The organism is Micromonospora sp. NPDC002296 (assembly GCF_040296145.1).
Taxonomy (GTDB): Bacteria; Actinomycetota; Actinomycetes; order Mycobacteriales; family Micromonosporaceae; genus Micromonospora.
In genome coordinates this window covers 306,369-330,217 of sequence record NZ_JBEOWQ010000001.1, presented here as the reverse complement: position 1 = coordinate 330,217, position 23,849 = coordinate 306,369, and the positions used below count along the sequence as shown (strand labels likewise).

Genomic DNA, 23,849 nt, shown 5'->3' with positions numbered 1-23,849 from the left:
ACGACGCAAGATCGAAGCCCCTGACACCATGGGCGCGTGCTGCTCACCCTGACCACCACCCACCGGCCGGCGACCGACCTCGGGTACCTGCTGGTCAAGCACCCCGACCGGGTGCACTCCTTCGAGCTGCCCGTCGGCGCCGCGCACGTGTTCTACCCCGAGGCGGACGAGGGGCGCTGCACCGTGGCCCTGCTGGTCGACGTGGACCCGCTGCGACTGGCCGGCGGCCGCGGCAAGAGCCGGGGCCAGCAGACCGCCCCGGACGGCTTCACCCTCGGCCAGTACGTCAACGACCGGCCGTACGCCGCGTCGAGTCTGCTCGCCTCGGCGCTGGCCAGGGTGTTCCGGTCCGCCCTGCGCGGCGAGTCCCGGGACCGGCCGGAGCTGGCGGCCGCCGAGATCCCGCTGGAGGTCCGGGTGCCCGTGCTGCGCTGCCGGGGCGGCGCCGACCTGGCCGCCCGGATGTTCGCGCCGCTGGGCTGGGCGGTGGCGGCCGACCCGATCCCGCTCGACGAGACGTACCCGCAGTGGGGCGAGAGCCGGTACGTGGACCTGACGCTGACCGGCACGCTGCGGCTCGCCGACGCGCTGAACCACCTGTACGTGCTGCTTCCGGTGCTCGACGACGCGAAGCACTACTGGGTTGCGCCGGACGAGATCGACAAGCTGCTCCGGGCGGGCGCCGGCTGGCTGGCCGGCCACCCGGAGCGGTCCACCATCACCCGCCGCTACCTGGCCCACCGCCGCGCCCTGGCCGGGGAGGCCATGGCCCGCCTCGCCGAGCAGCGGCTGGCCGAGGAGCCGCCCGTCGACAGCGTGGCCGAGGTCGACGGCGGGGAGGCCGCGCGCCGGCCGTCGCTGGCGGTGCGCCGCCGGGAGGCGGTGCTCGCCGCCCTCGCGGCCAGCGGGGCGACCCGGGTGGTGGATCTCGGCTGCGGCGGCGGGGCGCTGCTGTCCGCCCTGGTGGGCGACCGCCGGTACACCGAGATCGTCGGCACCGACGTTTCCGCCCAGGCGCTGACGCTGGCCGAGCGCCGGCTGCGGCTGGACCGGCTGCCGGAGCGGCAGCGCGACCGGATCCGGCTGTGGCAGTCCGCCCTGACCTACCGGGACGACCGGCTGCGCGGGTACGACGCGGCGGTGCTCATGGAGGTCGTCGAACACCTCGACCCGCCCCGCCTGCCGGCGCTGGAGGACGCCGTGTTCGGCCACGCCCGGCCCGCCACGGTCGTGGTGACCACGCCGAACGCCGAGCACAACGTCCGCTACGAGGGGCTGGAGGCGGGGCGGTTCCGGCACCCGGACCACCGCTTCGAGTGGACCCGCGCGGAGTTCGCCGCCTGGGTCGACCGGGTCACCGCCACGCACGGCTACACCGCGACGATCGGCGGGATCGGCGACGACGATCCCGAGGTCGGCGCCCCCACCCAGCTCGCCGTGTTCACCACGACGCCGACGAATGCCGCGGCGCAACCGAATGCCACGGCGCAACCGAATGCCACGCCACAGCCGAGTGCCGCGGCGCGCACGGCCGCACCGAAGGAGGCGGGCCGATGATCGACATCCCCGAGCTGGCCCTGGTGGCGCTGGTCGGCGTCTCCGGTTCCGGCAAGTCCACCTTCGCCCGGCGACACTTCGCCCCGAGCCAGGTGCTCTCCTCCGACGCGTTCCGTGCGTTGGTCGCCGACGACGAGAACGACCAGTCGGCGTCGGCGGACGCGTTCGACGCGCTGCACCACGTCGCCGGGGTCCGGCTGCGGCGCGGCCGGCTCACCGTCGTGGACGCCACCAACCTCCAGCCGCACGCCCGCGCCGGGCTGGTCCGGGTGGCCCGGGAGCACGACGTGCTGCCGGTGGCGATCGTGCTGGACGTGCCGGAGGCGCTGGCCTGGGAGCGGACGCAGTCCCGCGCGGACCGTACCTTCGGCCGGCCGGTGCTGGCCCGGATGCAGCGGGACCTGCGCCGGTCGTACGGGCAGCTGGCCCGAGAGGGCTTCCGCAAGGTGCACGTGCTGCGCGGCGTCGAGGAGATCGACGCGGCGGAGGTCCGGTACGAGAAGCTGTTCAACGACCGACGGCACCTGACCGGGCCGTTCGACATCGTCGGCGACGTGCACGGCTGCCGCGAGGAGCTGGAGGCGCTGCTGCTCCGGCTCGGCTACGGCCTGCGTCGCGACGAAGCGGGCCGCCCGGTGGACGCGGCGCACCCGGCTGGTCGTACCGCCGTCTTCGTGGGTGACCTGGTGGACCGCGGCCCGGACTCCCCCGGGGTGCTCCGCCTGGTGATGGGCATGGTGGCGGCCGGGCACGCGATCTGCGTGCCGGGCAACCACGAGCAGAAGCTGCTGCGCAAGCTGCGCGGCCAGGACGTGCGGCTCACCCACGGCCTGGCCGAGACGATGGCCCAGTTGGAGGCGGAGCCGGCGGAGTTCGTCGCGGAGGCCGTGGCCTTCGTCGACGGCCTGGTCAGCCACTTCGTGCTGGACGGGGGCCGGCTGGTGGTCGCGCACGCCGGGCTGAAGGAGGAGTACCACGGTCGCGCGTCGGGCCGGGTCCGCGCGTTCGCGCTGTACGGGGAGACCACCGGCGAGGTCGACGAGTACGGCCTGCCGGTGCGCTACCCGTGGGCGCGCGACTACCGGGGCTCGGCCATGGTCGTGTACGGGCACACGCCCGCCCCGGAGCCGGAATGGGTGAACAACACGATCTGCGTCGACACCGGCTGCGTCTTCGGCGGGAAGCTGACCGCGCTGCGCTACCCGGAGCGGGAGCTGGTCTCCGTCGGCGCGGTGCAGGAGTGGTACGCCCCGGCCCGGCCGCTGGTCGCGCCGGCCCCGGCCCGCCCGGACACGGTGCTGGACCTGCGCGACGTCGCCGGCCGACGGCACGTCGAGCACCCGTACGGGACGCTGACCGTGCCGGCGGAGAACGCCGCCGCCGCGCTGGAGGTGATGAGCCGGTTCGCGGTCGACCCGAGCTGGCTGACCTGGCTGCCGCCGACGATGGCGCCGTGCTCGACGTCGACGGTCGAGGGGTTCCTGGAGCACCCGGCGCAGGCGTTCGCCGACTACCGGTCGGCCGGCGTCGACCGGGTGGTCTGCGAGGAGAAGCACATGGGCTCGCGTGCCGTGGTGCTGGTCTGCCGCGACCCCGACGGCGGCCCGTTCGGGCCGGGCGGCGGCGTGGTGCACACCCGCACCGGCCGCCCGTTCTTCGGCCCGCCGCTGGACGGCGAGCTGCTGGACCGGGTCCGGGCGGCGGTGACCACGGCGGGGCTGTGGGCGGAGCTGGGCACCGACTGGCTGCTGCTGGACTGCGAGCTGCTGCCCTGGTCGGCGAAGGCGGGCGGGCTGATCCGCGAGCAGTACGCGAGCGTGGGCGCGGCCGGCCGGGCCGCCCTGCCGGCGGTGCTGGCCGCTCTGGACGCGGCGGCCGGTCGGGGACTGCCGGTCGGGGAGCTGCGGGAGCGGATGGCCGTCCGGTCCCTGGAGGTCGAGGCGTACTCGGCGGCGTACCGGGCGTACGTGGCGCCGACCGACGGGCTGCGCGGGGTGACCCTCGCCCCGTTCGTGGTGCTCGCCTCCGCCGGGGCCAGCCACGCCGACCGGGACCACGGCTGGCACCTCGACCTGGCCGACCGACTGTGCGCCGCCGACCCGGGGTTGTTCACCCCCACCCGGCGACGGGTCGTCGACCTGGCCGACCCCTCGGCCGAGGCCGAGGCCACCGACTGGTGGCTAACGCTGACCGGCAGCGGCGGGGAGGGCATGGTGGTCAAGCCGTACGCCGGGCCGGCCGCCCGGTCCTCGCGGGGGTCGCTGCTCCAGCCGGGGATCAAGTGCCGGGGCCGGGAGTACCTGCGGATCATCTACGGCCCCGGGTACACCGGGCCGGAGCAGCTCGCCGCGCTGCGCCGACGGTCGCTGGGCCGTAAGCGGGGGCTGGCCCTGCGGGAGCACGCCCTCGGGCTCGCCGCCCTGGACGCGCTGGCGGCGGGCGCCCCGCTCTGGCGCCGCCACGAGCTGGTCTTCGCCGTCCTGGCCTGCGAGTCCGAGCCGGTCGACCCCCGCCTGTGACGGTGGTCGAGGGGCTCACCGGGTATGTGGCCCGGCACCGTCCCAGGTGGACCGGGGCGGTGCCGGGCGGGAGCGGAACCGGGGTTCGGTACCCTGTGTGGCCGTGGACACAGCAGAGAAGGCAAGGGCGGTCGTCGAGACCGTCGCCCTGAATCCGCTAGACCCGAAGGATCTGCTCCATACCTTCGGGCTGATCGGCGTCTGGGTGATCCTGTTCGCCGAGACGGGCCTGCTCGTCGGCTTCTTCTTCCCGGGCGACTCGCTGCTGTTCCTGGCCGGCGTCGCCGCATCGCCGGTGGCGGACGCGATCTTCGGCGACGGCACCCGGCTCTCCCTGGTCGGGCTGCTGATCGGCGGGCCGATCTGCGCGATCGTCGGCGCCCAGCTCGGGCACTGGCTCGGCGCACGGTACGGCCGGCGGATGTTCGAGCGCCCCAACTCCCGGCTGTTCAAGCGGGAGTACGTGGAGAAGGCGGAGTACTACTTCCAGAAGTTCGGCCCGGCCAAGGCCGTGGTGTTGGCCCGGTTCATCCCGATCGTCCGCACGTTCCTCAACCCGGTGGCCGGGACGCTCGGCATGCCGGCCCGGCAGTTCCTGCTCTGGAACGTCGTCGGCGCGATCCTCTGGGTGGACGGCATCCTGCTGATCGGGTACCTGCTCGCCGAGCAGATCTACAACGCGATCGGTGACAAGATCGACCGGTACATCCTGCCGGTGGTCGCGCTGATCATCCTGATCTCGGTGCTGCCGATCTTCTTCGAGTTCCTCCGCGACCGGCGGGCCCGCAAGCGCGGCGAGGTGATGACCGTGGTGGCGGCGGCGAGCGCAGCCGGCGCGGTGGAGGCCGTCCGGGAAGCCGTCGAGCACCACCGTCACCACCCCCACGACCGGTCGCCGCAGCAGCCGAACGGGCAGCAGCACCAGTACGGGCAGCAGGCACCGCAGCAGCCGCACGATGGCGGGCGGTGGCCGGAGCAGGGCAGGGGCCACTGACGGCACGATCCGTCACGGCGTACGCCGATGGCCGGTCCCGCAGCACGGGGCCGGCCATCGGTCGAGGCCGTGACGGATCCACGGCGGACAAATCAACGAGGCAACTGTCGGTGACGCGGCTACGCGTCACCGCCCGGTGGTGGCGCCACCCCTGACACGCCACCCGATGCCGACCCGAGGCGGGACGACCCGGAACAGAGCCTTGTCGTCAGCGAGCCTTCTTGGTGGCTCGCTTGCGCGGCGGGGTGAGCAGATCCGCGATCGTCGCGATCGCGGACGGCACCAGCCGGTAGTACGCCCAGACACCGCGCTTCTCCCGCTCCAGCAAGCCGGCCTCGGTGAGGATACGCAGGTGGTGACTGACCGTCGGCTGGGAGAGGCCGAGCGGTGCGGTCAGGTCGCACACGCACGCCTCGCCCTCGGGCGCCGACTGGATCAGGCTGAGCAGCCGCAGCCGAGCGGGGTCCGCGAGGGCCTTGAGGACCCCCGCAAGCCGCTCGGCGTCGGCACGTTCGATCGGCTCGCCGGCAAGCGGCGAGATCTGAGGCATGGTCATTTCAGCCAACGCAGTTCCCACGTATTCCATCCTTCCACCAGCAGCATCGATCCGCCTGCATATCAGCAGATCCGAATCGGTAAACTTTTAGGCCACAAGGCCGAGGTCAGCCAACGTATAGGCCGCCCGATACGGCAGTCCGGCGGCTCGCACCGCGTCGCCGGCGCCACGATCAACAATAACCGCAACACCCACCACTTCGGCCCCGGCCTCGCGCAACGCTTCAACCGCGGTCAGCACGCTGCCACCGGTGGTTGACGTGTCCTCGACCGCCAACACCCGCCGTCCGGCCACGTCCGGTCCCTCGATGCGGCGTTGCAGACCATGAGCCTTACCCGCTTTACGGACGACGAAAGCATCGACCGACCGGTCGGCCGTCGACGCGGCGTGCAGCATTGCGAGGGCGACGGGGTCGGCGCCCAGGGTCAGGCCGCCGACGGCGTCGTACTCCCAGTCGGAGGTCAGGTCGAGCAGTACGCGACCGACCAGCGGTGCGGCCTGGTGATGGAGCGTGACACGTCGCAGATCGACGTACCAGTCCGCCTCCTGGCCTGACGAGAGCACCACCCGCCCGTGGACCACGGCCAGGTCGTTGATGAATTTGCGCAGGTCGTCGTGGTCCCCCATGGCGATAGAGGTTACTGCGCAAGTCTGGGAGCCGTGTGTCGGGTCCACCCCGATCAGCCCTGCGGGCGACCGATGGTTGGCGATGTTCGGCTACTCTGTGCGACCGCCGCCGTCGGGCAGGGGCGGACACGTGCCGCCGGGCCCGGCGGTTGGCACTGCGCCGTAGGTCAGCCAGCGCGGCGGTCGTCGCGACCGCGGGTGTCCCGGGCGAACCGGCGCAGCAGGCTCCGCGGCGCGTGCCGGACCCCGGCGACGGCCAGCTTGTAGCGCAGCGACGGAACGCTTACGGAGCGGCCTTTCCGCAGGTCACGAAGGGCTTCATCGACCACCTGGGCGGCCTGGAGCCACATGAAACGGGGGGTCCCGGACATGTCGATCCCGAGTCGTTCGTGCGCGCCGGTGCGGGTGTAGCCGGGGCACAGGGCCATCACGCGCACCCCGGACGCGGCGGTGGTCAGGTCGACGGACTCGCTGAACGCGGTGACCCACGCCTTGCTGGCCGGGTACGTCGAGCCAGGCATGACCGGCCCGAAGCCCGCAACCGAAGAGACATTTATCACTGCCCCGTGGCCCCGGCGAGTCATCGGGCCGATCGCGGCGAGGGTCAGCCGCAGCACGGCGTGCACGTTCAGCCGCAGCAAGCGGGACTCGTCGGCGACCGAGGAGCTCAGGAATGGCTGGTTGAGGCTGATCCCGGCGTTGTTGACCAGCAGCTCGACCGGGCTGCCCTCGGCCAGCCGGAGCTCCACGGCGGCGCAACCGTCGTCGGTGGACAGGTCCGCCGCGATCACCTCGACCGGGTGGCCGTACCTGCCGGTCAGCTCCGCGGCGACCGCCGCCAGCCGGGCGGCATCGCGCGCCACCAGCACGAGGGCCCATCCGTCGGCGGCCAGCCGGCGCGCGAACTCCGCGCCGATACCGGCGGTCGCGCCGGTGACCAGCGCGCGGCGCTCGGCGGGAACCTGCTCTGCCGTCACGGGTGTCCTCAGCGGCTCGGGTGGAGGGGCGCGGCCGGCGGGGGGCCGGCCGGGGTCGGCACGGGACGGCCTCGGCGGAACCACGCGTTGGCGGCCGGCAGGGCCAGCAACGCGGTTACCACAAGGTAGCCGAGCAGCTGGCCGACGGAAAGGGCCGCGTTGACCGGGATCCACCAGGAGGGATAGGCGTCGCCGAGCAGCCCGAGCAGCTCGGCGGTGGTGGCCTGGTCCCTCCCGGACAGCCGCAGCGGAACGGCCCGCTGGCCGACCAGCGCCGCGAGCCCGCAACAGCCGAAGGCCAGGCCCAGTCCGCAGACCACCCAGGTCGCCACCCGGGCCCCGGGCCGGCCGGCGAACAGGCCGAACGCCAGCCCGACGAGCACGACGCCGACCAGCACGGTCAGCGCCGCCGACACCCCCACCGCCAGCCGCAACAGGGTGACCAGGCCGTCGGTCTCCCCGGAGCCGGCGGTGGTGCCGGCCGCCGCCGCCCGGAACCGGTCGACGGTGCCGCCGAGGGCGACCAGACCGGCGACCGCGTAGGCCAGCGCACCGACGGCCATCAGCACCAGCACCGCCGCCGCCAGCCCCACGACCGCGGGGCGACGGGGCTGCGCCTGATCGGGGTACGACACGACAGATCCCTCCGGTAGGCGTCCGTGTGGAACCTACTCGGAGGGATCGTCGATGTCGCCGTTATCCGACGCGCCCCGCCCGCCGCCCGGGCTGCGCCGGCCGGCGGGCGGGGCGGTGGCCGGTGTTCAGTCCGACGACGACGAGCCGCCGCCGGAGGACGATCCGGAGTCGCCGCCGCCGGACGGCCCGGAGTCACCACCGCTCGTGGACGGCCCCGAGTCGCCCCACTGGCCCGGCCCGGACGGGTCCGGCCGGTCGGACGAGGACGGCCCCGGGGTCGGCTGGTCCGGGTACGGGGTCGGCTGGTCCGGGGAGGACGGGCCGGGGGTCGCGTGCGGGTAGGTCGGCTGGCCGGGCTGGCCCGGACCGTGCGGGTAGCCGGGGGTCTGCGGATACGCCGGGGCCTGCGGATAGCCCGGATTCTGTGGGTAGGCCGGGTAGGCGGCACCCGGAATCGGGGGCTCCCAGCCCTGCTGCGGCTTGCGGAAGAACTCGTTCGCGGCCGGCAGGGCCAGCAGGATCAGCGCGGTCAGCAGGGCGAGCAGCGCGACGACGGCGAGCAGGGTGCTGACCGGGGTCAGCCACGAGGGCAACTCCTGCTCCAGCCGGCGCTGGATCTCCTCCGGGCTCGGCGCGTCGCCGGAGGTCTGGCCGGTGCCGGCGAAGCCGCCGGCGAGCCCGCTGATCAGGCTGCTGCCGGTGCAGCAGACCATGATGCCGCCGACCACCCAGGTGGTGATCCGGGCGCCGTTGCGGCCCCGGTTGTTGAGCATGGCCAGCACCACCAGCCCGATCCCGATGAGCAGGACCAGGATGGCCCCACCGATGCCGACCGCGACGGTGAAGTCCGCCAGCGTGTCGGCGCCGTTGGCGTCAGTGCCCGAGTACGCGTCATGCAGCACGTCGCGGGTGGTGCCGATGGTGGTCAGCGTCAGGATCAGCTGGATCACCTGGATCACGGCGACGAGGATCAGCAGGTAGCTGGAAACAGTGACGACGGCCGGACGTGTCCGAGCCGGCGGTGGGCTGTGGGGGTCGACCACGGCGCTCCTTCCCTGGAGTCGGGTTCACACCGTATCCAGTACGGGCCACCCCGGCACGTCAGACCGTGCGGGGCGCGCCGGACGCGGACGCATGCCGCTCGGCCTCGCGGCGCAACTGCCGGTGCTCGGCGGTCACCACGGCGAGCAGGAACAGGTCGGCACCCACCGCGGTGACCGCGCCGAACTGGTTGACCGTGAAGTTGAAGATCTGCCCGAACAGCAGGTCGACCAGGATCGCCAGCTTGAACAGCCGGAACGCGTCGACCGGGTCCCGGCGCAGCCGGAACGCCGCCGTGACGCTGAGCACGGCGGTGACCAGCGCGGACGCCGAGACGCCGAGCACCGCGCCCCACTCCCGCTCCTGGTCCAGCGCGCCGGTCACCCCGTCCAGCAGCACGCCGATCAGGGTCAGGGCCGGCGCCGCCACCAGGTAGACCACCACCAGGCTGACCAGCCAGCGCTGGGCGGTCAGCCCGATGACGAACCGGCGGAGCCGGGCCAGCCAGGGCTGCCAGAACCGGGGCGGCGGCGGCTCCCGGCGGGGCACCGCGTCGAGCAGCCCGGCCACGGCGGCTTCGGTCAGCGCCCCGGAGCCCCGGGCCAGCCGGAGCACCTCGGCCCGACGCCGGTCGGTGAGACCGTTGATCAGGCCGCCGAGCACGGCGTCCAGGGCGTTCGCGGTGCGCTCGGCGGGGAGCAGCCGGGTCCGGCCGCGCACCGCCTGGGTGATGACCACGAGCAGGGCGAAGACGCCGTAGATGATGCCGGCTGCCGGGGCGTAGAAGTAGTCCGTGCCGGTGGTGACGAACTTTCCCACCTCGTCGATGAACAGGCCGAATCCGATGCCGCCGAGGATCGCTCCGGTCATCCGGGCCGCGCCGCCGAGGAAGACCAGCGCCACGCCGAGGCCGGCGGCCATCAGCAGGCCGCCCCAGAGCACGTGCGCGATGTGCAGGCCGCCGCCGCCGAGCTGCGGGTAGTCGGTGGCCTGGAGGTACGCCCGGATGAGCAGCACAGAGGCCACCCCGGACAGGACGAACGCCTGGAGGTACGCCGCAGCAGCCTCCGCCCGGGGCGGCATCCACCGGCGACGCGACGGTCCGCGCACCATGGCAACGACCCTAGTAGCCGCGCCACTCGGCGCGGGCGTACTCCAGCACGCGGGGCCGCAGCAGGGTCGAGGCGGGCAGCTCGATCCGGCTCCGGTCGGCGGGGAAGTTCGCGGCCGACGCCAGCGTCCCGGCGGTGAGGAAGCGCAGCCCGGACGCGTCGGCCGGCAGCGCCAGCCCCGGCGGGGTGCCCCCCGGCGCGGCGAGCACGAACCCCCAGTCGCCGAAGCTCGGCACGTCGACGTGGTACGGCACGGTGGCGAAGCCGGCCTCCCGCACCGACGCCTCGATCGACCAGTACGACCGGGGCGCGAAGTACGGCGAGCCGGACTGCACGACCAGCCGCCCGCGCTCGGCGAGCACCGCCCGGATCAGCTCGTAGAACTCGACGGTGTAGAGCTTGGCGGTGGCCGTCTCGTCCGGGTCGGGCAGGTCGGCGACCACCACGTCGAACCGCTCGGTGGCGGCGCGCAGCCAACCGAACGCGTCGACGTTGACCACCCGCACCCGGGGGTCAGCGAACGCGTCGCCGTTGAGCCGGCGCAGCTGCGGCTCGCTGCGGGCGAGCGCCACCACGGCCGGGTCGAGGTCGACCACGGTCACCCGGCGCACGTCGGGGTAGCGCAGGATCTCCCGGACCGCGAGCCCGTCCCCGGCCCCGAGCACCAGCACCTCGCCGCGGGGGCCGTTCAGCGCGGGGTGCACCAGCGCCTCGTGGTAGCGGTACTCGTCGACCGAGCTGAACTGGAGGTCGCCGTTGAGGAACAGCCGCAGGTCGGTGTCGGCGTGGCCGGCCTCCCGCACCGAGCGGGTGAGCACGATCTCCTGGTACCGGCTGCGCTCGGCGTGCACCACCGGGTCCCGGTAGAGCTGCTGCCGGGCGGTCACCTCGAAGTCGTGGGCCGTGATCCACGCGTACCCGAGGCAGAGGGCCACCACGACGGAGCCGGCGCCGACCGCGATCCGCGCCCGGCGGCTCAGCTCGGCGCGGAACACCGTGCAGACCAGCGCGACGCCGGCCACCGCGTTCACCGCGCCGACCACCAGGGCGCCCTTGAGCTGGCCGAAGACGGGCATCAGCAGGAACGGGAAGGCGAGCCCGCCGAGCAGTGCGCCGACGTAGTCGGCGGCGAACAGGTCGGCCACCGCGCTGCCGGCGGACTGTTCCCGGATGCGTTGCAGCATGACCATCAGCAGCGGGATCTCCGCGCCGATCAGCAGGCCGAGCACGAACGCGGTGCCGACCAGCGCCGGGCCGTACAGGTCCAGCCAGGCGAAGGCGGCGTACAGGCCGAGCACCGACAGCCCGCCGAGCAGGGCCAGGGCCAGCTCGACCAACGCGAACGCGGCGGCGGCCCGGGACTGCAACGGCTTGGCGGCGAGCGCGCCGACGCCCATCGCGAAGACCATCACGCCGAGCACGATCGACGCCTGGCCGACGGTGTCGCCGATCAGGTAGCTGCCGAGCGCGACGAGGGCCAGCTCGTACACCAGGCCGCAGGCGGCGCAGACGAAGACCGCGACCAGCACCGCCGCGCGGGACAGCCGCCAGCGCGGCCGGGCGGCGGGGCCGCCGTCGGCCGCCGCCGGCGCCTCGGTGGTCACGCCTTCCCCCGGGTACGCCCGGCGGGCGCCTGGGCGCGCTGCCTACTGCGCCGCACGAACCCGACGGTGAACAGCAGCGCGGCGACCAGCAGCAGCCCGGCGGTGGCGAGCAGCCAGCCCCACCGGTCCCGCCAGAAGTCGCTGCCGGCGGCCGGCAGCGGAGACGCCGAGGAGCCCGGCGCGGCGGCCGGGGTGGCGGCGGGCTCGGCCACGCCGGCCTCGACCATCAGCAGGGGCAGCGCCACGGCCGCCCGGCAGACCGCCCAGCCGGGGTCGTCGACGAAGGCGTCTTCGTCCAGCCCGAACCGGCGCAGCCCGTTCTCCACGGCGTACAGGTCGGAGCGGTCGATGTCGGTCGAGCCGGTCACGTCGACGGTCGCCGAGTCGCTGCTCTCGCTGCTCTCCGAGGTGTACCTGACCTCGGCGGTCACCTCGACCCAGCGCGGGCAGGCCGGGTTGTCGACCACGGCCACCCCGTCGCCGAGGTTGGAGCCGACGCTGACCGCGGAGCCGTAGTAGCTCTCCAGCCGCCAGCCGTAGCAGATGCCCTGGCTGGTGGCGGCCTGCGCGAGGATCGGCACGGTGTCGACACGCTCGTCGGCCGCCGGGGCGGGAACGGTGGTGCCGCCGGAGTCGCCGTTGAGGACGCCGATGCCGATGCAGCCACCGACCACGATGACGGTGACCAGGCCGACGATCCAGCCGGAGGCGGCCGAGGACGACGCCTTCGCCGTCGGCTTGCCCGGCCGGCCGCCGCCCCGGTGAGCTGCGGAGGCCATCAGCTGATCGCGGCGGCGATGATCGCGCCGGTGGCGAGGTGCACCACGGCCGACACCCACACGGCGGGGTGCGGCTCCGGGTCGACGAGCAGCTCACCGAGCCGGCCCGGGGTCACCGCGTCGAGCAGCAGGAACGCGGCGGCCATGATGACCAGGCCGACGATCCCGTACGCCGCCGCGCCGACCAGACCGATGACGAAGTCGTCCTCGCTGGCCACGATCGCCGCGACCACGATGGTGCCGACGCCGAGCAGGTTGGAGGAGAGCAACAGCGCCGCGTTGCGGTTGCGCTCGGTCCAGATCAGCTCGTGGAGCTTGCCGGGGGTGGCCACGTCGACCAACCCGTAGCCGATGCCCATCAGGACGACGCCGACCACGCCGTAGGCGAGGGTGACCAGCAGATCGATGACGAGGTTCTGCACAGGAGGGCTCCAGGGTGAGGGGTCGGTCGTCGGGCTACTTGCCGGTGCCGGGGCCGCCGCCCCGGACGGTGCTGCCGCGTCCCCAGCCCCAGTGCGACCCGACGGTCGAGTGGTAGCGGGGGTAGGCGGTGGTCATGCGTTCGAGCAGGATCACCGAGCCGGCGGCGATCGGCAGGATCACCACCGAGTCGTCGTCGTAGCGCAGGTAGACGCCGCTGCCGTCGATGTACTGGTCGGCCGGCTTCCAGGCGTCGGTCATCTCGTCGGCGACCTGGCTGGGCGACTTCGACGAGGTGTACGCGGCGGCGTTCCCGCCGATGTCCCGGCTCGCCGCCCGGGTGTACCTGTCCTCCACGTAGCCACGCGGGGAGAAGTTGCCGTAGAAGATCGCGAAGGCGGCGATCAGCGCACCGATCACGGCGACCGCCGCTCCCACCACGAACCAGGGTCGGTACGTCTTCACAGGGTCGCCTCCGTTCCCGACTGCGGGGCTCGCAAACCCGACTCACTCCTCGCGATCACAGGGAAACCACCGTCTCGGTCAGGACCAGCTCGTTGGTCTGGGGGTACGCGTGCCAGGTGCGCCAGGAGACCGTCCCGTCCGGCTGGTCCGGCCGAACCGCGAGGGCGGTCACCGCGTCCGCGTCGCCCGGGAAGACCCCGACCAGGGCGTACGGGTCGCCGGCCAGTTCCGCGCGGAGCGCGGCGACCCGGTCGCTGAGCTCCGTTCCGGCCGGCCGGAGCACCGTGGCGGTGAACCGGTAGCCGTTCGCCTCGTCCAGCCTCGTGGCGGGCAGCTCGGGCGGGCTGCCCGGCAGGCAGGCCACGGTCTCGGTCAGCTCGGCGCCCGCCGCACGGAGCACCACCTGGTGGGAGGCGCCGAGCAGGCGCAGCCGCAGCCGGACACCGGCGGGCAGGTCGAGGTCGAGCACGTGCAGCGCGGGGCGCTCCGCGTCGCCGAGGGCGAGGCTGAGGTCGGCGGCGCTGGTGTCGACGTACGGGGTGTCGAGGGTGACCAGCACGGGTCAGCTCACCTTCCCGGGGCCGGCCTGCGGGTAGATCATCACTTCTGCGCGGTGCAGCACCTCGCCCCGCGCCACCTCCCACGCGGCGTTGCCGTACGCCTCGAAGGAGAGCCGGAGGGCACCCGGGCCCCGGTAGTCGTGGTAGCGCATGGCGCCGGACGGGTCGAGGCCGGTGGTCCCGGTGCCGGTGAAGAGCGCGTGCCCGGACTCGTTGCTGGTGTACCGGTGGCCGTCGAGGTCGACGGTCGGCGCGCCCGGGGTGAGGGTGAGCGCCGGGTCGGTCGTCCAGAACACCAGCTCCAGGTCCGGGTCCTCCTCGACGGAGAGCCAGAGCTGGCCGCCGCCGGCGTCGTCGAGCAGGTGCTCCGACCAGGTCCAGCTGCCCTCCTTGAGCAGCACCGAGCCGCGCACCGCGTACGACGTCCCGCGGATCTCGACGATGTCGCCGGGGCTCAGCCGGCGCGGGTCGCCCCGCAACGCGTCGGCGTCCCGGTCGCGGAACGGGTCGCTCGGCCCGGGGTGCCGGGGTTGCTTGGTCCGGCCCCGCCGAACCGCCACCACGGCGACGACGATCCCGGCCACCGCGATGAGGCAGCCTGCCGCCGCCACCAGATACGCCACCGATCCGTTCAATCCGATCGCCTCCCCAGTTGCGTCGGCGGAGACGGTAACAACCCTGCGCACGTCGGGGAACCTCGCGATCGCTGAGTAGGGAATCAGCTACCGGGCGCTGCGGGCGGATCGGGGACCGGGGGCCCGGCCGGCGCGGGGGTCGAACCGGGCGGCACTGACGCCGGACCGGCCGGGCCGGGCGACGTCGGGGGGTGGGCGAGGTGCAGGGCCGGGTCGGGGCAGATCAGGTACCCCGACGGGACCGGGTACCCGGCCGGCACCCAGGCTCCCGCCGGTGCGACCGGCGGGACCGGGGCGGCGGGCCAGCCGACGTAAGGCACCGGGCCGGCCGGCGGCTGCGCCCGAGGGCGGAAGTACCGGTTCGCGGGCGGCAGGGAGAGCAGCAGCACCACTGTCGCGGTGAGCAGCAGCACGGTCAGCGCGCTGATCCCGATGATCGGGAAGATCACCGCCTCGTGGGGCCCCTGCCGGTCGTACAGGGTCTCCATGAATGTCGACTCCTGCCAGAAGTCCTCGTCGGGGAACGGCTCCCCCTCGACGTCCGGCTCGGCGGAGAACCCGAGCGCGAAGATGATCGGAAGCACCAGCGCGCCGGAGCACGCCTGACCGAAACAGAGCAGCAGTTGCCCGCCGCCGGAGACGAAGACCAGGATGCGTGCGACATTCCGACCCCGGAGCAGCGGTAGTGCGGTGCCGGCGAGCCAGCCGGCGAGCAGCAGGACGGGAATGCCCATGAAGAGGGCGCCGAAGACGTTCCCCTCCCGCTCGCCCCGTACCTCGGCCGGGTCGGCGTCCGACACCAGCCGGGCCACCCGGCTGATCTCGCCGTCGAAGCGCACCGCCTCGAACACGACCAGGGCGACCAGTCCGAGCAGGATCAGCACGGTGACGATCTGGAGCCAGCAGGCGACGACGACCGAGGTCGGTCGGGGCGGACGGACCGGGGCGGCCACGGGTGCGGTCATGGCAGGACCGTACGGCCAGCGGCCGGTGGGTGTCAGCCCCGATCGGTCAGCGTCGACCCGACTGGTCGATCAGCCCTCGGCGAGCCGGACGGCGGCGTACTCGCCCAGCCGGCTCCGGCCCATGACGCAGCCGCTGAAGGTGGTGAACTCGTCCGGCTCGTCGCGCAGTGACTCCCACGCCGCCCGCGCGCCCGCCGGGTCGACCCGGCCGAGCAGCGTCGCCGCGTACGCCCGACCGGCTGGCGAGCCGTGTTCCAGCAGCCGGTCGACCTTCCGCCGGGCCTGCTCCGGGTGCGTGTCGAGCTGCCGCTCGACCTCCCGGTACGCCTCGGTCACCGGCAACAGCGTGCCGGCGATGCCCACCCCGCCGAACGCGAGGGTGTCGGCCTTCGCCAGCTCCCGCACCGCCGCGTCGAGCTCCTTGTTTCCGCGTCCGAACATGCCCACCTCCATACCCCGATCGGGCGAAAAGGCCCCCTGTCAACGCCAGAACGTTGCACCGGGGGCCCCTTCCGACACCTCGGCGGCGGCGTCAGGCGGTGACGGTCAGGCCGTCCCTGCCGTCGGCCAGGTCGACCCGCACCGTGTCGCCGTCGCGGACCGTGCCGGAGAGCAGCGCCCTGGCGAGCTGGTCGCCGATGGCGGACTGCACCAGCCGGCGCAGCGGGCGGGCCCCGTAGATCGGGTCGTACCCGTGCTCGGCGAGCCAGCCGCGGGCGGCCTCGGTGATCTCCAGTCCGAGCCGGCGGTCGGCCAGCCGCCGACGCATCCGCTCAAGCTGGATGTCCACGATGGCCCGCAGGTCGTCCCCGTGCAGCGCGGCGAAGACCACGATGTCGTCGAGCCGGTTGAGGAATTCCGGCTTGAAGTGCGACCGGACCACCGCGAGGACGCCCTCCCGGCGCTGTTCCTCGGCCATCGTCAGGTCGCTGATCACCGACGACCCGAGGTTGGACGTGAGGATCAGGATCGCGTTGCGGAAGTCCACCGTGCGGCCCTGGCCGTCGGTGAGCCGACCGTCGTCGAGCACCTGGAGCAGCACGTCGAACACGTCGGGGTGGGCCTTCTCCACCTCGTCCAACAGGATCACCGAGTACGGCCGGCGGCGCACCGCCTCGGTGAGCTGGCCGCCCGCCTCGTAGCCCACGTACCCGGGCGGGGCGCCGACGAGCCGGGCGACGGAGTGCTTCTCGCCGTACTCGCTCATGTCGATGCGCACCATGGCTCGCTCGTCGTCGAAGAGGAACTCCGCGAGCGCCTTGGCCAGCTCGGTCTTGCCGACGCCGGTCGGGCCGAGGAACAGGAAGCTGCCGGTCGGGCGGTCCGGGTCGGCGACGCCGGCCCGGGCCCGGCGGACCGCGTCGGAGACGGCGGCGACGCCCTCGGACTGGCCGACGACCCGCGAGCCCAGCGACTCCTCCATCCGGAGCAGCTTGGCGGTCTCGCCCTCCAGCAGCCGGCCGGCGGGGATGCCGGTCCAGGAGGCGACCACGGCTGCGATGTCGTCCGCGCCGACCTCCTCCTTGAGCATCGCGCCCTCGGCCTGGAGCCGGGCCAGCTCCTCCTCTGCCTTCGCCAGGTCGGCGTTGAGTGCGGGAATCCGGCCGTAGCGCAGCTCGGCGGCCCGCTCCAGCTCGCCGTCGCGCTCGGCCCGCTCGGCCTCGCCGCCGAGCCGCTCCAGCTCCTCCTTGGCCGTGGAGAGCCGGGTGATGTGGTCCTTCTCCACATGCCAGCGCTCGGACAGCGCGGTGAGCTGCTCGCGCTTGTCGGCCAACTCCTTGCGCAGCCGCTCCAACCGCTCCACGGAGGCGGCATCCGGCTCCTTGGCCAGCGCCATCTCCTCGATCTCCAGCCGGCGCACCGCCCGCTCGATCTCGTCCACCTCGACCGGCCGGGAGTCGATCTCCATGCGCAACCGGGACGCGGACTCGTCGACCAGGTCGATGGCCTTGTCCGGCAGGAATCGCTCGGTGATGTACCGGTCGGACAGGGAGGCGGCGGCGACGAGGGCGGCGTCCGTGATCCGTACCCCGTGGTGCACCTCGTAGCGCTCCTTGAGGCCGCGCAGGATGCCGATGGTGTCCTCGATGGTCGGCTCGCCGACCAGCACCGGCTGGAAGCGACGCTCCAGGGCCGGGTCCTTCTCGATGTGCTCGCGGTACTCGTCGAGGGTGGTCGCGCCGACCATCCGCAGCTCGCCGCGCGCCAGCATCGGCTTGAGCATGTTGCCGGCGTCCATCGAGCCCTCGCCCTTGCCGGCACCGACGACGGTGTGCAGCTCGTCGAGGAAGGTGATGACCTGGCCGTTGGAGTTCTTGATCTCCTCCAGCACCGACTTCAGCCGCTCCTCGAACTGCCCCCGGTACTGCGCGCCGGCCACCATCGCGCCGAGGTCGAGCGAGACCAGCTTCTTGCCCCGCAGCGACTCGGGCACGTCGCCGGCCACGATCCGCTGGGCCAGCCCCTCGACGATCGCCGTCTTGCCGACGCCGGGCTCGCCGATCAGCACCGGGTTGTTCTTGGTACGCCGGGACAGCACCTGGATCACCCGGCGGATCTCGGAGTCCCGGCCGATCACCGGGTCGATCTTGCCGTCCCGCGCGCTGGCGGTCAGGTCGACGCCGTACTTGGTCAGTGCCTGGTAGGTCTGCTCCGGGTCGGCGGTGGTGACCCGCCGGTCCCCGCCCCGGACGGTCGGGAAGGCGGCGACCAGGTTCTCCTCGGTCGCGCCGGCGTTCTTCAGCGCGCCGGCGACCGCGCCGCCGACCCGGGCCAGGCCGGCGAGCAGGTGCTCGGTCGAGGTGTACTCGTCGCCCAGCGGGCGGGCGATCTGCTCGGCGGCGCCGATGGCGTTGACGAACTCGCGGGCCAGGGTGGGCTCGGCGAGGCTGGAGCCCCTGGCCGCCGGCAGGCCGTCGACCGCGCGCTGGGCGGCCCGGCGCAGCTCGGCGGGGTCGGCCCCGGCAGCGCGCAGCAGGCCCGCCGCTGTCGACCCCTCGGTGTCCAGCAGCGACAGCAGCAGGTGCCAGGGCTCCACGGTGGCGTGGCCGCGCTGGTTCGCCAGCGCGACGGCACCGGTAATGGCTTCGCGGCTCTTGGTGGTAAGACGTTCCGTGTTCATGGGCTCCCCCGGATCGGCGTGTCCACTAGGAAGGACACAACCAGAGTTGAGCCTATTCCGCTCAACCCTGAGGGTGTGAGCTGGGTCACGTTGCGGCGCGCATCCGGGGGCACCGGACCGGGCGGATCGAGGAGTGGGCGCAGCCCCGGATCAGCGGGGTACGCGCGCGGCGCAGGGCGTCTCGTGGTCGGCACGCAGCACGCAGCGCCGCCCGCCGTCGAGCCGGCGGTCGCAGAACACGCGGTGGCGTACCCCCTGGTCGTCCTCGGTCGAGACGGTGGTCTCGCCGGGATCGACCGGGGCGACGATGGCCAGCGAGCGGACGGCGGTCCGGGCCAGGATCTTGGCGCGGGCCAGGTCGGCCGCCGTCACCGGCAGATGGATGACGTACCGGCGGCTCACGGACGCCGCCGGGCCAGGTCACGCGCGGCGGGTGCCTGGCGGGACTGCCACTCCCGCAGCGCCGCCTTGATCCGGGCGACCTCCTCGCGGCTGCGCGCCAGCGCCGCGTAGGCGGCGGCCAGGTCGGCGGCGACCCGGTCGAGGAACTCGGCCACCTCCACCGGGTCCGCGCCGCGCCGGCGCGGCGTGAAGGTCCGGCTCCGCACCTGCCAGGGCCGCAGGGGAAGGTACGAGCGGTACGCGCCGGCCGGCGGCCGGTTGCGCGGACCGTGCCCGACGGGCCGGGCAGCACCGGCGGGCCGGTGGGCTGCCGAGTACGGCCCGGCGTGCCGGCGGATGAGCAGGGATCGCAGAAGTGCATACACCACAGGCTGTCCTTTCCTCGACGACTCGGTGTGCGATACCGGGAGGGGCGGTCGGTCGACACGGCCGACCGACCGCCCGGCCCTGCTATCAACAGCCGCCAAGCCGCAGGAGAGCAGGACCACCGGGAGGTCGGGACGGTCAACCGGGGAATGCCGTCCCGCCTCGTCGAGCGCCCTCAGTGCCATCCGGGGGCGTTCAACAGCAACCTACAATCGGTACCGGTTGTAGGTCAATGACCAACCCCCAATTGCTTGAGGTTGGAGGTGGTGCCGTGATCGAATGGGCTTGCCATCCGGGGAGTGTGCATGCCCAAGCAGCAGTACCAGGTGCTCGCAGACGAGCTACGTAGCAAGATCGAATCAGGTGACTGGCCTCCCGGCGCGAAGCTGCCGAGTCGGTCGCAACTCTGCAAGGAGTACGGCGTGTCGGACACGGTGGTCGGGAAGGCCATGATGATCCTCCGAGCGACCGGGCTGACCGAGACACTCGAAGGGGTGGGCGTCTTCGTGGCGGAGAAGCAGTAGGTGCGGTTGGTAGCGCAGACGGGGCAGCTCCACAGGCGGTGAAATAGGGCCCTCACCGGCGCGGCACAACCGTTGCGGGCAGCCGCCAGCCGCACGAACCGGCCGCTCAGGCGGGTTCCAGCACCACCCGCACCCAGTGGCGGCTGCCGACCGGCCCCGAGGCCAGCAGTACCTCGTCGGGGGCGCGGCCCAGCACCGTTCCGTCGTCCAGCAGGGTCAGGTGGTGCTCGGGGCCGACCGGCCAGTCGAGCCGGTCGTACCGGCCGTCGGCGACCACGCCCACGCCGTCCGGGCCGCTGACGGCGAACCGGCCGGTGGTCAGGGGCACCACCGAGAGCGCCCGCGCCGGATGCCCCTCGGCGGGCACGGGCAACCACCGGCCCAGGTATCGCCAGAAGGTGGGAAACCCCGTCCGGTCCGGTGGCCAGCCGATCAGCCTCGCCTCGCCGTCCGGCCCGGCCACCGGGCGCAGCATCCCGACCTCGCCGTCGGGGGCCGGCACCGCCGTCCGCTGCCAGCTCCGCCCGCCGTCGGGGGAAACCGCGGCGTACGGCCTCCCGCCGTCGACGCCGGCCGCCACCAGCAGGCCACGGGTCTCGACGAGACCGTGCAGGCCGGGCACCGGCGGCTGGGCTGGCAGAGGCGTCATCCGCCGCCCCTGCCAGCGAACCGCCCGGCCGGTGGCCTCGTCGAGCTGGAACCGGCCCTGGGCGGCCTGCCACACGACGGGGGCCCGGTCCCCGCCGGTGTGCGCGAAGGTGACGCCGCCGTCGGTGGAGGTGTACCAGCCGTGGGGGTCGGCGAAGATCGCCAGCACACCCGGAACGGCGTAGAGCTGCGGGTTCACGGAAAGCGGGTACGGATGCCGGAGCCGTCGCCAGGTGCGCCCGCCATCGGTGGTGGAGTAGAGCAGCGCCGGGCAACTCCGGTCCACCGGAGGGCCGCAGCCGCTGAACTGGGCGTACCCGCGCTCGGCGGTGACGAACTCGACGTACGGCAGGTCGTACCGCTGGTCGACGGCGACCCGGACCTCGCGCACCTCGACGTCGGAGGCCGTGGGGGACGACGCCGGCGCGGTGGTCGCCGGACCGGGCGGAGGGGCCGTCCGGTCCGGGGGTGGGCGACGGACCGGACCGATCGAACAGCCCGTCACCAGCGGTAAGAGCAGCCCAGCGACCGCCCGTCGGAGGAACCGACCATTCATCGACCTCTCCCTCAGCCGGTAGCCTTGCCCGCGTGCGAGTACGTGTCGAACAGACTGCCCTCCCTGGAATCGGAATGCGTCACGATCTGGTGACGGAATCCGGCCGCCGGCTCGGCGTGGTTTCCCACCGCAATGGCCGTCGTGACCTTGTCCTGTATGACCCGGACGATCCCGACTCCTGTCAGGCCGACATACCCCTGACCGACGACGAGGCGGAGGCATTGGCAGACATCCTCGGCGCGTCGCTGATGCTCGGTCAGCTCTCCGGACTCCGCGAGCAGGCCGCCGGTCTACTCACCGAGCAGGTCGCCATCCCGGCCGGCTCGAAGTACGTCAACAGGCGGCTCGGCGACACCAAGGCGCGCACCCGGACCAGCGCCTCCATCGTTGCGGTGCTGCGGCACGGCGAGGTGATCGTCTCGCCGGACCCGACCTTCCGCTTCGCGGCCGGTGACGTGGTGGTCGTGGTCGGGACCCGCAAGGGGCTCGACGGCGTGACGGCCATCCTCGCCGACAACGATCCGGACGGCTGAGCCGCGGATGCACGAAACCACAACGCTGCTCATCGAGGTCGGTGCGCTGCTCTTCCTGCTTGGGCTGCTGGGGCGGCTCGGCCGGCGGATCGGCCTCTCACCCATTCCCCTCTACCTGCTCGCCGGGCTCCTCTTCGGGCACGGCGGTGTACTGCCGCTGAACGCCAGCGAGGAGTTCTTCGCCGTCGGCGCGGAGATCGGCGTGATCCTGCTGCTGGTGATGCTCGGCCTGGAGTACTCGGCCGGCGAACTGGTCGGCAACCTACGCTCGGCGGCGCCCGCCGGGCTGATCGACGGCGTGCTCAACGCGCTGCCCGGCGCGGCCTTCGCCTTCATGCTCGGCTGGGACTGGGTGGCCGCCATCGTGCTCGGCGGCATCACCTGGGTCTCCTCGTCCGGGGTGATCGCCAAGGTGCTGGCCGACCTGGGCCGGCTCGGTAACCGGGAGACGCCGGTGATCCTCTCGGTGCTGGTCATCGAGGACCTGGCGATGGCGCTCTACCTGCCGCTGCTCACCGCGGTACTGGCCGGCAGCGGCCTGCTCGGCGGTGGCATCGCGCTCGGCGTCGCGGTCGGCACCGTGGTGCTGGTGCTCGTGGTGGCGATCCGGTACGGCCACCTGATCTCCACGGCCCTGTCGGCGAAGGACCCGGAGGCGCTGCTGCTCGGCGTGCTCGGGCTGACCCTGCTGGTCGCCGGGATCGCGGCCAAGCTCCAGGTGTCGGCGGCGGTCGGCGCGTTCCTCGTCGGCATCGCGCTGTCCGGGCCGGTGGCCCACCACGCCACCGAGATGCTCTCCCCGCTTCGGGACCTGTTCGCCGCCGTCTTCTTCGTCTTCTTCGGGCTGGTCACCGACCCACGGGACATCCCGCCCGTGCTGCTGCCGGCGCTCGCGCTGGCCGTGGTGACGATGGGCACCAAGACCCTGACCGGGTACCTGGCCGCCCGGCGGGTGGGGATCAAGGAGCCCGGACGGTGGCGGGCCGGACTGGCCCTGGTGCCACGCGGTGAGTTCTCCATCGTCATCGCCGGGCTCGCCGTCGCCGCCGGCAGCGTCGAGCCGAAGCTGGCCGCGCTGGCCACGGCGTACGTGCTGATCACCGTGGTGACCGGGCCGATGCTGGCCCGACTGCCGGACTTCGCATGGTTCAAGACCTGGCTGCGGCAGCGGGCCCTCCGCCAGCGCACTGAGCCGCTGGTCAGCGCCGACTGATCCGCGACCCGGAACGGGTCGGGTCGGCCGTACGGCTGACCCGACCCGTTCCATCGGTTGTCGAATTCGTGCCGCGGAGCCCTTCCGCTGGTCGGCGACCCCGGCTACCGTTCGCCCCAGCAGCCAGTCCGCGGCGGGCCGGTCCCCTCGCGTACGCAAGCGGAAGGTTGGCCGGTGAGCGTGCAGGAGTCGACCTTCCGCGGCTTCGCGAACCCCGTCGACCCCTCTCCAGCGGAGCTGAGGGCGTGGGCCTACCAACCGGACTCCGTGCCGCTGACCTCGATGCCCCAGGACTGGGACCTGCTGGTCGCCGGGGACCACCTCGTGCAGACGCTCTTCGAGCTGGCGATGGACCCGGCCTGCCCGGCCCGCCGGTTCGCGCTGCACTGCCTCTACATCTACGCCGCCGACAGCATCCGGACGAACTTCCGCGCCCATCCCAAGCGGCGCTTCCGCAAGCTGGTCGAGCAGGCGGAACGGGCCGGCGACGAGCTGATGCACAACTGGGCGCACAACAGCCGGGTGCTGCTGGCCCGTCCGAACCTGTTCGCCTACCGGGACTGGTGCGAGGGCGGTCTGGTCCGGGAGAACCGCCGCATCGGCTGAGCCGCACGCGTCCCGGGCACGCGAACGGGCCGGGTTCCCCCGTGGAACCCGGCCCGCACGTCGGCGTACCGGCCGTCAGGCGGCCGACCCGCCGCGCCCTTCGCCCCGCTGGTCGCGCCGCACGTCGGCCCGCCCCTGGTCGACGCCGTGGTCGACCTGGTCGGCGAACCGGCCGTCCTTGATCCTGTCGGTGAACCGACTCTCGGTGATCTTGTTGAACTGCTCCCGGGCGGACTTCGCGATCCGGTCGAGCCGCGCCTCCGCCTGCTGCGCCACCTTCTTGGCCGGTTCCGACATGGTCCCCCCTCGCCGGTGCGGTGGTTCCAGCGGTGCCTCTGGCCCGAATTGAGCGGATAGGGCCTGATTCACAGGTTAACGGAACGGCCCGGTCCGCGCCGGGATACCCGGGAAGCGGACCGGGCCGGTGGAACGG

At 73.2% G+C, this 23,849-nt stretch carries 26 protein-coding genes; 7 read left to right on the top strand and 19 right to left on the bottom strand.

Features of this window, described 5'->3' with window-relative positions:
• The first annotated feature begins 36 nt into the window (after positions 1–36).
• The 3 genes from ABT023_RS01555 to ABT023_RS01545 all read left to right on the top strand — a co-directional run bounded on the left by ABT023_RS01555 (position 37) and on the right by ABT023_RS01545 (position 5,070).
• A complete protein-coding gene (locus tag ABT023_RS01555) occupies positions 37–1,557 on the top strand; it encodes a 3' terminal RNA ribose 2'-O-methyltransferase Hen1 (RefSeq protein WP_350880490.1) in 1,521 nt (506 codons plus the stop codon).
• A complete protein-coding gene (locus ABT023_RS01550) occupies positions 1,554–4,076 on the top strand; it encodes a polynucleotide kinase-phosphatase (RefSeq protein ID WP_350880489.1) in 2,523 nt (840 codons plus the stop codon). The genes ABT023_RS01555 and ABT023_RS01550 overlap by 4 nt, the downstream gene beginning before the upstream one ends.
• A gap of 97 nt (positions 4,077–4,173) precedes the next feature.
• Positions 4,174–5,070 carry a DedA family protein gene (locus ABT023_RS01545; RefSeq protein ID WP_350880488.1) on the top strand — a complete coding sequence of 299 codons (897 nt, stop codon included), beginning with the start codon at positions 4,174–4,176 and terminating at the stop codon, positions 5,068–5,070.
• A 208-nt stretch (positions 5,071–5,278) separates the two neighbouring features.
• Here ABT023_RS01545 and ABT023_RS01540 read toward each other — a convergent pair whose 3' ends face one another.
• The 17 genes from ABT023_RS01540 to ABT023_RS01460 form a co-directional block, all read right to left on the bottom strand.
• Positions 5,279–5,656, bottom strand: coding sequence for an ArsR/SmtB family transcription factor (locus ABT023_RS01540; protein ID WP_007454255.1), 378 nt, complete (start codon positions 5,654–5,656; stop codon positions 5,279–5,281).
• Between the two features lie 57 nt (positions 5,657–5,713).
• On the bottom strand, positions 5,714–6,253 hold the full coding sequence (pyrE, locus tag ABT023_RS01535) for an orotate phosphoribosyltransferase (protein WP_350880486.1): 540 nt from the start codon (positions 6,251–6,253) through the stop codon (positions 5,714–5,716).
• Positions 6,254–6,420: 167 nt separating this feature from the next.
• Complete coding sequence (locus ABT023_RS01530) at positions 6,421–7,230, bottom strand: SDR family NAD(P)-dependent oxidoreductase (protein ID WP_350880484.1); 810 nt, start codon at positions 7,228–7,230, stop codon at positions 6,421–6,423.
• A gap of 8 nt (positions 7,231–7,238) precedes the next feature.
• Positions 7,239–7,865 (bottom strand): hypothetical protein, encoded by a 627-nt coding sequence (locus tag ABT023_RS01525; protein ID WP_350880482.1) that lies wholly within the window; start codon positions 7,863–7,865, stop codon positions 7,239–7,241.
• 126 nt (positions 7,866–7,991) lie between these two features.
• Positions 7,992–8,909 (bottom strand): hypothetical protein, encoded by a 918-nt coding sequence (locus ABT023_RS01520; protein ID WP_350880480.1) that lies wholly within the window; start codon positions 8,907–8,909, stop codon positions 7,992–7,994.
• A gap of 58 nt (positions 8,910–8,967) precedes the next feature.
• Positions 8,968–9,990 carry a hypothetical protein gene (locus tag ABT023_RS01515; protein ID WP_350880626.1) on the bottom strand — a complete coding sequence of 341 codons (1,023 nt, stop codon included), beginning with the start codon at positions 9,988–9,990 and terminating at the stop codon, positions 8,968–8,970.
• A 40-nt stretch (positions 9,991–10,030) separates the two neighbouring features.
• Positions 10,031–11,623 (bottom strand): polyamine aminopropyltransferase, encoded by a 1,593-nt coding sequence (locus ABT023_RS01510; RefSeq protein WP_350880478.1) that lies wholly within the window; start codon positions 11,621–11,623, stop codon positions 10,031–10,033.
• The gene (locus ABT023_RS01505) at positions 11,620–12,402 is read right to left on the bottom strand and encodes a hypothetical protein (protein WP_350880476.1); all 783 of its coding nucleotides are present in this window, start codon (positions 12,400–12,402) and stop codon (positions 11,620–11,622) included. Before ABT023_RS01505 ends, ABT023_RS01510 begins: the two co-directional genes overlap by 4 nt.
• Positions 12,402–12,824, bottom strand: a complete 423-nt coding sequence (locus ABT023_RS01500; protein WP_350880474.1) for a DUF350 domain-containing protein — start codon at positions 12,822–12,824, stop codon at positions 12,402–12,404. The genes ABT023_RS01505 and ABT023_RS01500 overlap by 1 nt, the downstream gene beginning before the upstream one ends.
• A 34-nt stretch (positions 12,825–12,858) precedes the next feature.
• Entirely contained in the window at positions 12,859–13,287 is a 429-nt protein-coding gene (locus ABT023_RS01495) for a DUF4247 domain-containing protein (RefSeq protein ID WP_350880472.1), read from the bottom strand.
• A 55-nt stretch (positions 13,288–13,342) separates the two neighbouring features.
• Entirely contained in the window at positions 13,343–13,846 is a 504-nt protein-coding gene (locus ABT023_RS01490; RefSeq protein WP_350880470.1) for a DUF2617 family protein, read from the bottom strand.
• Positions 13,847–13,849: 3 nt separating this feature from the next.
• Positions 13,850–14,482 carry a DUF4178 domain-containing protein gene (locus ABT023_RS01485; RefSeq protein WP_350880468.1) on the bottom strand — a complete coding sequence of 211 codons (633 nt, stop codon included), beginning with the start codon at positions 14,480–14,482 and terminating at the stop codon, positions 13,850–13,852.
• 83 nt (positions 14,483–14,565) lie between these two features.
• Positions 14,566–15,447 carry a hypothetical protein gene (locus tag ABT023_RS01480; protein WP_350880466.1) on the bottom strand — a complete coding sequence of 294 codons (882 nt, stop codon included), beginning with the start codon at positions 15,445–15,447 and terminating at the stop codon, positions 14,566–14,568.
• A gap of 69 nt (positions 15,448–15,516) precedes the next feature.
• Positions 15,517–15,888 carry a hypothetical protein gene (locus ABT023_RS01475; protein ID WP_350880464.1) on the bottom strand — a complete coding sequence of 124 codons (372 nt, stop codon included), beginning with the start codon at positions 15,886–15,888 and terminating at the stop codon, positions 15,517–15,519.
• A gap of 91 nt (positions 15,889–15,979) precedes the next feature.
• A complete protein-coding gene (clpB, locus tag ABT023_RS01470) occupies positions 15,980–18,568 on the bottom strand; it encodes an ATP-dependent chaperone ClpB (protein WP_350880462.1) in 2,589 nt (862 codons plus the stop codon).
• Between the two features lie 150 nt (positions 18,569–18,718).
• Positions 18,719–18,970, bottom strand: a complete 252-nt coding sequence (locus ABT023_RS01465; protein ID WP_350880460.1) for a hypothetical protein — start codon at positions 18,968–18,970, stop codon at positions 18,719–18,721.
• A complete protein-coding gene (locus ABT023_RS01460; protein ID WP_502890564.1) occupies positions 18,967–19,335 on the bottom strand; it encodes a DivIVA domain-containing protein in 369 nt (122 codons plus the stop codon). The genes ABT023_RS01465 and ABT023_RS01460 overlap by 4 nt, the downstream gene beginning before the upstream one ends.
• 306 nt (positions 19,336–19,641) lie before the next feature.
• Here ABT023_RS01460 and ABT023_RS01455 point away from each other — a divergent pair, with 306 nt between their 5' ends.
• Positions 19,642–19,860, top strand: a complete 219-nt coding sequence (locus ABT023_RS01455) for a winged helix-turn-helix domain-containing protein (RefSeq protein WP_350880456.1) — start codon at positions 19,642–19,644, stop codon at positions 19,858–19,860.
• 106 nt (positions 19,861–19,966) lie between these two features.
• Here ABT023_RS01455 and ABT023_RS01450 read toward each other — a convergent pair whose 3' ends face one another.
• Positions 19,967–20,899 carry a beta propeller repeat protein gene (locus tag ABT023_RS01450; RefSeq protein ID WP_350880454.1) on the bottom strand — a complete coding sequence of 311 codons (933 nt, stop codon included), beginning with the start codon at positions 20,897–20,899 and terminating at the stop codon, positions 19,967–19,969.
• A gap of 197 nt (positions 20,900–21,096) precedes the next feature.
• Here ABT023_RS01450 and ABT023_RS01445 point away from each other — a divergent pair, with 197 nt between their 5' ends.
• The 3 genes from ABT023_RS01445 to ABT023_RS01435 all read left to right on the top strand — a co-directional run bounded on the left by ABT023_RS01445 (position 21,097) and on the right by ABT023_RS01435 (position 23,416).
• Entirely contained in the window at positions 21,097–21,597 is a 501-nt protein-coding gene (locus ABT023_RS01445; protein ID WP_350880452.1) for a cation:proton antiporter regulatory subunit, read from the top strand.
• A 7-nt stretch (positions 21,598–21,604) separates the two neighbouring features.
• On the top strand, positions 21,605–22,810 hold the full coding sequence (locus ABT023_RS01440; protein ID WP_350880451.1) for a cation:proton antiporter: 1,206 nt from the start codon (positions 21,605–21,607) through the stop codon (positions 22,808–22,810).
• Positions 22,811–22,984: 174 nt separating this feature from the next.
• Positions 22,985–23,416 carry a hypothetical protein gene (locus tag ABT023_RS01435; RefSeq protein ID WP_350880449.1) on the top strand — a complete coding sequence of 144 codons (432 nt, stop codon included), beginning with the start codon at positions 22,985–22,987 and terminating at the stop codon, positions 23,414–23,416.
• 75 nt (positions 23,417–23,491) lie between these two features.
• Here ABT023_RS01435 and ABT023_RS01430 read toward each other — a convergent pair whose 3' ends face one another.
• Positions 23,492–23,713, bottom strand: a complete 222-nt coding sequence (locus tag ABT023_RS01430) for a hypothetical protein (protein ID WP_350880447.1) — start codon at positions 23,711–23,713, stop codon at positions 23,492–23,494.
• Positions 23,714–23,849: the final 136 nt, after the last annotated feature.

What these genes read in the sequence shown, in the direction of transcription:
- ABT023_RS01475 (WP_350880464.1), bottom strand. Translation starts at nt 15,888, where the DNA reads ATGTTCGGACGCGGAAACAAGGAGCTCGACGCGGCGGTGCGGGAGCTG.
- ABT023_RS01550 (WP_350880489.1), top strand. Translation starts at nt 1,554, where the DNA reads ATGATCGACATCCCCGAGCTGGCCCTGGTGGCGCTGGTCGGCGTCTCC.
- pyrE (WP_350880486.1), bottom strand. Translation starts at nt 6,253, where the DNA reads ATGGGGGACCACGACGACCTGCGCAAATTCATCAACGACCTGGCCGTG.
- ABT023_RS01505 (WP_350880476.1), bottom strand. Translation starts at nt 12,402, where the DNA reads ATGGCCTCCGCAGCTCACCGGGGCGGCGGCCGGCCGGGCAAGCCGACG.
- clpB (WP_350880462.1), bottom strand. Translation starts at nt 18,568, where the DNA reads ATGAACACGGAACGTCTTACCACCAAGAGCCGCGAAGCCATTACCGGT.
- ABT023_RS01455 (WP_350880456.1), top strand. Translation starts at nt 19,642, where the DNA reads ATGCCCAAGCAGCAGTACCAGGTGCTCGCAGACGAGCTACGTAGCAAG.
- ABT023_RS01480 (WP_350880466.1), bottom strand. Translation starts at nt 15,447, where the DNA reads ATGACCGCACCCGTGGCCGCCCCGGTCCGTCCGCCCCGACCGACCTCG.
- ABT023_RS01440 (WP_350880451.1), top strand. Translation starts at nt 21,605, where the DNA reads ATGCACGAAACCACAACGCTGCTCATCGAGGTCGGTGCGCTGCTCTTC.
- ABT023_RS01540 (WP_007454255.1), bottom strand. Translation starts at nt 5,656, where the DNA reads ATGGAATACGTGGGAACTGCGTTGGCTGAAATGACCATGCCTCAGATC.
- ABT023_RS01515 (WP_350880626.1), bottom strand. Translation starts at nt 9,990, where the DNA reads ATGCCGCCCCGGGCGGAGGCTGCTGCGGCGTACCTCCAGGCGTTCGTC.
- ABT023_RS01430 (WP_350880447.1), bottom strand. Translation starts at nt 23,713, where the DNA reads ATGTCGGAACCGGCCAAGAAGGTGGCGCAGCAGGCGGAGGCGCGGCTC.